Annotated in this window: 7 protein-coding genes; 1 reads left to right on the top strand and 6 read right to left on the bottom strand. The window is 71.7% G+C overall.

The features are described from left to right. On the bottom strand, positions 1–1,007 hold a 1,007-nt coding region (locus tag ACGFYQ_RS29790), incomplete at its 3' end, for an adenosylhomocysteinase (protein ID WP_393749201.1). Between the two features lie 378 nt (positions 1,008–1,385). Here ACGFYQ_RS29790 and lepB point away from each other — a divergent pair. Then, entirely contained in the window at positions 1,386–2,078 is a 693-nt protein-coding gene (gene lepB, locus ACGFYQ_RS29785) for a signal peptidase I (protein ID WP_393749199.1), read from the top strand. Between the two features lie 75 nt (positions 2,079–2,153). Here the strand turns inward: lepB and ACGFYQ_RS29780 are convergent, their stop codons facing one another. The 5 genes from ACGFYQ_RS29780 to ACGFYQ_RS29760 all read right to left on the bottom strand — a co-directional run bounded on the left by ACGFYQ_RS29780 (position 2,154) and on the right by ACGFYQ_RS29760 (position 7,398). Next, a complete protein-coding gene (locus ACGFYQ_RS29780; RefSeq protein ID WP_393749197.1) occupies positions 2,154–3,077 on the bottom strand; it encodes a cation diffusion facilitator family transporter in 924 nt (307 codons plus the stop codon). Between the two features lie 72 nt (positions 3,078–3,149). Then, a complete protein-coding gene (gene manA / locus ACGFYQ_RS29775) occupies positions 3,150–4,307 on the bottom strand; it encodes a mannose-6-phosphate isomerase, class I (protein ID WP_393749195.1) in 1,158 nt (385 codons plus the stop codon). 39 nt (positions 4,308–4,346) lie between these two features. Beyond that, positions 4,347–5,480, bottom strand: a complete 1,134-nt coding sequence (locus tag ACGFYQ_RS29770) for an SIS domain-containing protein (RefSeq protein WP_393749193.1) — start codon at positions 5,478–5,480, stop codon at positions 4,347–4,349. 69 nt (positions 5,481–5,549) lie between these two features. Continuing rightward, complete coding sequence (locus tag ACGFYQ_RS29765; protein ID WP_393749191.1) at positions 5,550–5,735, bottom strand: Trm112 family protein; 186 nt, start codon at positions 5,733–5,735, stop codon at positions 5,550–5,552. Between the two features lie 292 nt (positions 5,736–6,027). Beyond that, positions 6,028–7,398 (bottom strand): phosphomannomutase/phosphoglucomutase, encoded by a 1,371-nt coding sequence (locus tag ACGFYQ_RS29760; protein WP_393749189.1) that lies wholly within the window; start codon positions 7,396–7,398, stop codon positions 6,028–6,030. Between the last annotated feature and the right edge of the window lie 37 nt (positions 7,399–7,435).

Genomic DNA, 7,435 nt, shown 5'->3' with positions numbered 1-7,435 from the left:
TTCATCTTGGCCATGTCCGAGGCCATGATGATGTCCTTGTTTCCCGTGGTCGTGATGAAGATGTCCGCCGTCTCCACCACGTCGTCCAGCGTCGCCACCTGGTAACCGTCCATGGCCGCCTGGAGGGCGCAGATCGGATCGATCTCGGTGACGATGACCCGCGCGCCCTGGCCGCGGAGCGACTCGGCGCAGCCCTTGCCGACGTCGCCGTAACCGCAGACGACCGCGACCTTGCCGCCGATGAGGACGTCGGTGGCGCGGTTGATGCCGTCGATCAGGGAGTGCCGGCAGCCGTACTTGTTGTCGAACTTCGACTTGGTGACGGCGTCGTTCACGTTGATCGCCGGGAAGAGCAGGGTGCCCTCGTCCATCATCTCGTAGAGGCGGTGGACACCGGTGGTGGTCTCCTCGGTCACGCCGCGGATCTCGGACGCGAGCTGCGTCCACTTCTGCGGGGCCTCGCCGAGGGTGCGGTTCAGCAGGGTGAGGATGTACGCGTACTCCTCGGAGTCCGCCGTGGACGGGTCCGGGGCCGCGCCGGCCTTCTCGAACTCGACGCCCTTGTGGACGAGGAGGGTGGCGTCACCACCATCGTCGAGGATCATGTTCGGGCCGCCGGTGGGGGTGTTCGGCCAGGTCAGCGCCTGCTCCGTGCACCACCAGTACTCCTCCAGCGTCTCGCCCTTCCAGGCGAAGACGGGGACGCCCTGCGGGTTCTCCGGGGTGCCGTTCGGGCCGACGGCGATGGCGGCGGCCGCGTGGTCCTGGGTGGAGAAGATGTTGCAGGAGGCCCAGCGGACGTCGGCGCCGAGGGCGACGAGGGTCTCGATGAGCACGGCGGTCTGCACGGTCATGTGCAGGGAGCCGGTGATGCGCGCCCCGGCCAGCGGCTGGGCCGCCGCGTACTCGGCACGGATCGACATCAGGCCCGGCATCTCGTGCTCGGCCAGCGTGATCTCCTTGCGGCCGAACGCGGCAAGGGAAAGGTCTGCGACCTTGAAGTCCATGGGTGCTGCTCCTCATGGTTCGAGAGGGTGGGTACGGCTGAGCCGTGCGCCTGCCGTGCCTGAGCAGGGGGCGGCGCACCGAGCACAGTCCGTCGGGGGCCCTCTCTCCCCTCGGCCGGTCGCGAGACCGCCCGACCGCCATCAGCAGCGACGCCTGACACTGATGACGAATCTACACCGATCAGCGCAGCGTGCCCCAGTCGGCCGAGGGGGAAGTCTTGCCCCTGTCCGAGGTCTTCCGGCGGGACTGTTCGGGGCCTTTCGGACTTTTGATCCAGCCCTTGCCTGGGGACCGCCCTCACCACCCTGGTGGCGGGGGGGCCCGACGGCGTTCCGTACGCTGCCCGCTCACACGGTGCTTCTGAGGGGGATGGGCTGATGGAACGCAGGCGGGGCCGCAGACGAGGCATCTGGGCGATCGTGCTGCTCGTGGCCGGCGGGCTGGCGGTGCTCGGCGGGACGCTCTGGGGCGCGATGTCGGCCCAGCACGGGGAGGTGGTCTACGACAAGAAGACCATCCCGAGCGAGAACATGCGGCCGACGTACGAGCCGGGGGACAGCGGCTGGTTCTCCATGGGCGCCGACGGCGAGAACTTCGAGGTCTCGCGTGGGGACGTGGTGCTCGTCTCGGTTCCCGAGTGGGTGCCGGACGGGCCCCTGCTGTCGCGGGTGGTGGCGATCGGCGGCGACCGGATCGAGTACCGGCGGGGCGAGACGACGCTCAGACTCAACGGGGAGCCGCTGGACGAGCCGTACGTCCTGGACCGGTCGCGGCCGTCGAGCGTGCCCTTCGACGTGACGGTGCCCAAGGAGCGGGTGTTCCTGATGGGCGACAACCGGATGAACTCCTTCGACTCCTCGCTGCGCCCTGGGGAGGACCAGGGCACTCTCCCCCTGTCGGCGGTCATCGGCGAGGACGTCGCGCGCCCGACGGATCTCCTGGTCGCGGGCGGGGCCGTCGTCTGCGGGGCCGTCGTGTTCCTGGTCGGGGGCGGGCTGGGGATCTGGGCGCTGGTGCTGCGCCGGCGGCGGCCGGCGCAGCAGGTCGCGCCGATCTGGCCCGCGGCCTGAGCCCTGAGTGACCGGAACGCGGAAGGCCCCCGCGAGCCGTGTGCGGCTCGCGGGGGCCTTCCGTACGCCCGTGGGTTACTTGGCGGCGTCCGGACGGTAGATGTCCGGCTCCAGGTAGATGACCCGGGCGATCGGGACGGCCTCGCGGATGCGGGCCTCCGCGGCGTTGATCGCGTCCGCCACCTGCGTCGCGGTGTCGTGGCCCTCGACGGCGATCTTGGCGGCGACCAGCAGCTCCTCGGGGCCGAGGTGCAGGGTCCGCATGTGGATCACACGGGTGACGACGTCCCCGTCGACGAGCGCGACCTTGATCTTCTCGACCTCTTCGGTGCCCGCGGCCTCGCCGAGCAGCAGGGACTTGGTCTCCGCGGCCAGGATGATCGCGATGACGATCAGCAGGGCGCCGATGCACAGGGTGCCGATGCCGTCCCAGACGCCGTTCCCCGTGGCCAGGGCGAGGCCGACGCCGCCGAGGGCCAGGACCAGGCCGACGAGCGCTCCGAGGTCCTCCAGGAGGACGACGGGCAGTTCGGGGGCCTTGGCGCGCCGGACGAACTGGGTCCAGGTCTGGCCACCGCGGATCTCGTTCGACTCCTTGATCGCGGTCCGGAAGGAGAAGGACTCGGCGATGATCGCGAAGACGAGGACGCCGACGGGCCAGTACCAGGCCTCGATGGCGTGCGGTTCCTTGATCTTCTCGATGCCCTCGTAGATGGCGAACATGCCACCGACGGTGAAGAGCACGATGGAGACGAGGAAGGCGTAGATGTAGCGTTCGCGCCCGTACCCGAAGGGGTGCTGCGGCGTCGCCTCCCGCTGTGCCTTCTTTCCGCCGAGGAGCAGCAGCGCCTGGTTTCCGGAGTCGGCCAGCGAGTGGACGCTTTCCGCGAGCATCGACGAGGAGCCGCTGAAGAGGTACGCCACGAATTTGGCTACAGCGATGGCGAGGTTGGCGGCGAGTGCCGCCACGATCGCCTTGGTACCGCCCGACGCGCTCATGGGTGCAGGGTGTCCTTCCTAGCCACTGACTACCGGCCGCACATTGTTGCAGCTGACACCGGGGACGCTACGTCAGACCACCACAGTCGCGCGGAAGACGGTGCCCGTTCCGGACAGTTCGGCCTTTTCTCCGGCCCGTACCCAGACCGACTCGCCAGGCGCCAGGGTCAGTTCGCCGAGGTGCGGGGAGCCGGACGTGCAGAGCAGGATCTGCGGGGTGTCCGCCGGGAGAGCGCGGGAGGCCGCGCCCGGCGCCAGGACGAAGCGGGAGAGCCTGAATTCGTCGATGGGGGTCTCGTAGACCTCCTCGCCGTCGCCCTCGGGGCGCAGCACGTGCGGGTCCCCCGGCTCCAACTTCACGATCTTCAGCAGCTCGGGCACGTCCACGTGTTTGGGGGTGAGCCCGGCCCGCAGCACGTTGTCGGAGTTGGCCAGCAGCTCGACGCCCAGGCCCTGGAGGTAGGCGTGCGGGACGCCCGCGCCGAGGAACACCGCCTCGCCGGGCTGGAGTCGGAAGTGGTTGAGCAGCATGGCCGCGATGACTCCCGGGTCGCCCGGGAACTCGTGCACGAGGGAGGCGTACGGGGTGTACGGGCCTCCCAGGCGCTCGGCGGCGGCCGCGGCCTCGGTGACGGTGTGGGCCATCTGCTCGCGGTCCGCGGTCAGTACGGCGGCGAGCACCTCGCGCAGCGCGGCGTCCTCGGGGTGGGCGCGCAGCAGGTCGGCGTACGGCTTGAGCGAGCCGACCCCCAGGCCCTCGATCAGATCGGCGGCCTGCTCCGGGGGTCGGAAGCCGCACAGCCCGTCGAACGGGGTGAGCGCGCACAGCATTTCGGGCTTGTGGTTGGGGTCCTTGTAGTTGCGGTGGCCCGCGTCGATCGGGATGCCGCGGCGTTCCTCGTCCTCGAAGCCCGCCCTGGCCTGGGCGAGGTCGGGGTGGACCTGGAGGGAGAGGGGGGCGCCGGCGGCGAGGATCTTGAGGAGGAAGGGCAGCCGGGGACCGAACTTGGCGACGACGGCGGCGCCCAGCTCGCCGTCGGGGTTGGCGGAGATGACGTCCGAGAGGGCCGTCTCACCGAAGCCGCGGTCGATGCGGGAAGGAGCGCCCAGGTGGGCTCCCATCCACATCTCGGCCTGGGGCTCACCGGTGGGTTCGACGCCGAGGAGCGTGGGGATGGCGGTGGTCGATCCCCAGGCGTAGGGGCGGATCGTGTTCGTCAGGCGGTCCATCGTCGTCTTCCTGGATAGAGCCGGGTACAGGAAGGTACCTCAGCTGTGTCCCCCGGAAGCCAACGCCAGGTAGGCGGTGGCGAAATCCGTGACGGCGAGGAGTTCGGCGAGCTGTTCCAGCTCCACCCCCTCCTCCGGTTCGAGTTCGCTGATGGCCGTGTCGTGGCTGAGGGCGAGCTCGCGCGCGGCGGGGGCGGCGGTGAGGCCGCCGGCCGGCCGGTCACGCAGCAGGACCACCCGGGCGCGCAGAGCCTGGGGCTCTTCGACCCGGTCACGGAAGAAGTCTTCGGGATCGGCGCCGGCGGCGAAGGAGCCGGAGAGCAGGACGCCGTGCGCGGGGAGCGCCTCGGGGAGGGCCGCGGCCAGCGCGGGGCGGCCGGCGAGCTCGGCGAGGGTGGCGGCGAAGCGGCGGCCCGCCGGGCCGGCTCCGGCACCCTCGCTCCAGATGAGGGGGAGGGAGTCGGCCAGCTCGGCGGCGAGGGTCTTGGCCGGGTTGGAGTAGGTGGCGATGGCGGGTCCGCAGCGCTCGGCGGTCCGGTCGAGCCGGTCGGCGACGAGCTGGAGGGTGTCGGGGGCGGCCGAGATCAGGCCGACCTTGTCGAGGAGCACCAGCAGCGGGGTGAGCAGCGCCCACAGGGCGCCGGGTCCGGCCGCCGCGGACTCGTCGTACTCCTGGTACGGGGCCTTGGCCATCGGTACGAGGAGTCCGTGCGCCCCGTCCACCGCCTCGCTCAGCGGTGAGCGCTCGGGGGCGACGGCGACGACGGCGCAGCCGCGCCGGTAGGCCTGCTCGGCGAGGACGGCGAGCCCGGGCTCGGTGCCGTCGGTGGTGGCGATGAGCAGCAGGTCGACGGGGCCGGCCCAGCCGGGCAGGGCCCAGCGCAGGGCGCCGGCGGCGTGGGCGACGCCGGTGGGGTCCAGTCGGGTGACGGGCGCGGAGGCTCCGGCGAGGGCGGCGAGCAGGTCGGCGACGCCGGTGGCGGCGGTGCCGGGCCCGGCGATCAGGACGGCGCGGGGGCGGCCGTCGGGGCGCAGGTCGCCGAGGCCCGCCTCGGCCGCGTGCCGGGCCGCGGTGCGGACCCTGGCTCCGGCTTCGGCGGCACTTCGGAGCAGGCCCCGCCGGTCGGCGCGGGCGAGATCGTCCGGTGCGTCGAGGAGCGACTCGTCGAGCATGGCGGCCTCCGGCTGTTGTGTGACGGAACCAGTCTGCGCGTCTCGTGGTGCGGTGGCGTGCGGCGCGGCCTAGGCGGGGCGGCGGGCCTCGTCCACGAGGAGCACGGGGATGCCGTCACGGACCGGGTAGGCGAGGCCGCAGTCCTGGCCGGTGCAGATCAGCTCGGGGGCCGTCTCGTCGGCCGACTTGTCCGCGAGGGGCGAGTGGCAGGCGGGGCAGGCGAGGATCTCCAGAAGACCGGCTTCGAGCGGCATGGGGCGCGTTCCCTTCGAACATGCGGATTGGGCGTGGTCAGCGTACCGCCGAGTCACCTCCGGTGCGGTGTTGTGCTCTCCGGAGGTGCCGCCGGGGCGGGTGGCGCCACGGCCCGGGCTCCGCCAGAGGGAAGCCCGGCTCCGCCGGGCACCGGGCTCTGCCCGGGCCCGCGCCTCAAACTCCCCCAGACTTCGTCCGGGGGACCCCCAGGCGGGGCTGGATGGTGCGGCCTGAGCGCCGGGCAGGGCCGGATGTGAGCGGAGCGCGCTCCGGTCCTGCCCGGCGCACCCATCAGGCGCGGATGAGGGCCAGGACCTCGTCGCGGACCTTGGCGAGGGTGGCCTCGTCGCGGGCTTCGACGTTGAGGCGCAGGAGCGGCTCGGTGTTGGAGGCGCGGACGTTGAACCACCAGTCGGCGCCGGTGGCGGTCAGGCCGTCCAGTTCGTCCAGGGTCACGTCGTCGCGCTTGCCGTACGTCTCCTTGACGGCGGCGAGGCGGGCGGCCTGGTCGGCGACGGTCGAGTTGATCTCGCCCGAGCCGGCGTAGCGGTCGTAGGAGGCCACCAGCTCGGACAGCGGGCCGTCCTGGCCGCCGAGGGCCGCGAGGACGTGGAGCGCGGCGAGCATGCCGGTGTCCGCGTTCCAGAAGTCCTTGAAGTAGTAGTGCGCGGAGTGCTCGCCGCCGAAGATGGCGCCGGTCTTGGCCATCTCCTCCTTGATGAAGGAGTGGCCGACGCGGGTACGGACGGGGGTGCCGCCGTTCTCCCGCACGACCTCGGGGACGGACCAGGAGGTGATCAGGTTGTGGATCACGGTGCCGGTGCCGCCGTTGCGGGCCAGCTCGCGGGCCGCGACCAGCGCGGTGATCGCGGACGGGGAGACTCCGTTACCGCGCTCGTCGACGATGAAGCAGCGGTCGGCGTCGCCGTCGAAGGCGATGCCGAGGTCGGCGCCCTCGGCGAGGACGCGGGCCTGCAGGTCGACGATGTTCTTCGGGTCGAGGGGGTTGGCCTCGTGGTTGGGGAAGGTCCCGTCCAGCTCGAAGTACATCGGTACGAGGTCCAGCGGGAGTCCCTCGAAGACGGTGGGGACGGTGTGGCCGCCCATGCCGTTGCCCGCGTCGACGACGACCTTGAGGGGGCGGGCGGCGGTGAGGTCGACCAGGCCCTTGAGGTGCGCGGCGTAGCCGGCGAGGCTGTCCTGCTCGGTGACCGTGCCGGGGACGGTGTCGGCCGCGATGGCGGGGGCGCCCTCGTCGGACCACTTCTCGACCAGCTCGCGGATCTGCGAGAGGCCGGTGTCCTGGCCGACCGGGGCGGCGCCGGCGCGGCACAGCTTGATGCCGTTGTACTTGGCCGGGTTGTGCGAGGCCGTGAACATGGCGCCGGGCAGGTTCAGGGAACCGGAGGCGTAGTAGAGCTGGTCCGTGGAGCACAGCCCGATGAGGGTCACGTCGACGCCGCGGGCGGCCGCGCCGCGCGCGAACGCGGCGGACAGGCCCGGGGAGGAGGGGCGCATGTCGTGGCCGATCACGATCGCCGGGGCACCGGTGACCTCGACGAATGCGGCACCGAACAGCTCGGCCAGGGACTCGTCCCACTCGTCCGGTACGACGCCGCGTACGTCGTATGCCTTGACGATGTTCGAAAGATCTGCGGCCACTGCCTGCCCTCCTGAAGGTCCTGTGCGGTCCGGCAAA

The organism is Streptomyces sp. NPDC048258, assembly GCF_043201995.1.
GTDB lineage: Bacteria > Actinomycetota > Actinomycetes > Streptomycetales > Streptomycetaceae > Streptomyces.
This window is presented reverse-complemented; position numbering and strand designations above follow the sequence as displayed.

Bases quoted from the DNA above. Each gene is read 5' to 3' on its own strand.
- lepB (WP_393749199.1), top strand. From the start codon at position 1,386: ATGGAACGCAGGCGGGGCCGCAGACGAGGCATCTGGGCGATCGTGCTG.
- ACGFYQ_RS29770 (WP_393749193.1), bottom strand. From the start codon at position 5,480: ATGCTCGACGAGTCGCTCCTCGACGCACCGGACGATCTCGCCCGCGCC.
- manA (WP_393749195.1), bottom strand. From the start codon at position 4,307: ATGGACCGCCTGACGAACACGATCCGCCCCTACGCCTGGGGATCGACC.
- ACGFYQ_RS29780 (WP_393749197.1), bottom strand. From the start codon at position 3,077: ATGAGCGCGTCGGGCGGTACCAAGGCGATCGTGGCGGCACTCGCCGCC.
- ACGFYQ_RS29765 (WP_393749191.1), bottom strand. From the start codon at position 5,735: ATGCCGCTCGAAGCCGGTCTTCTGGAGATCCTCGCCTGCCCCGCCTGC.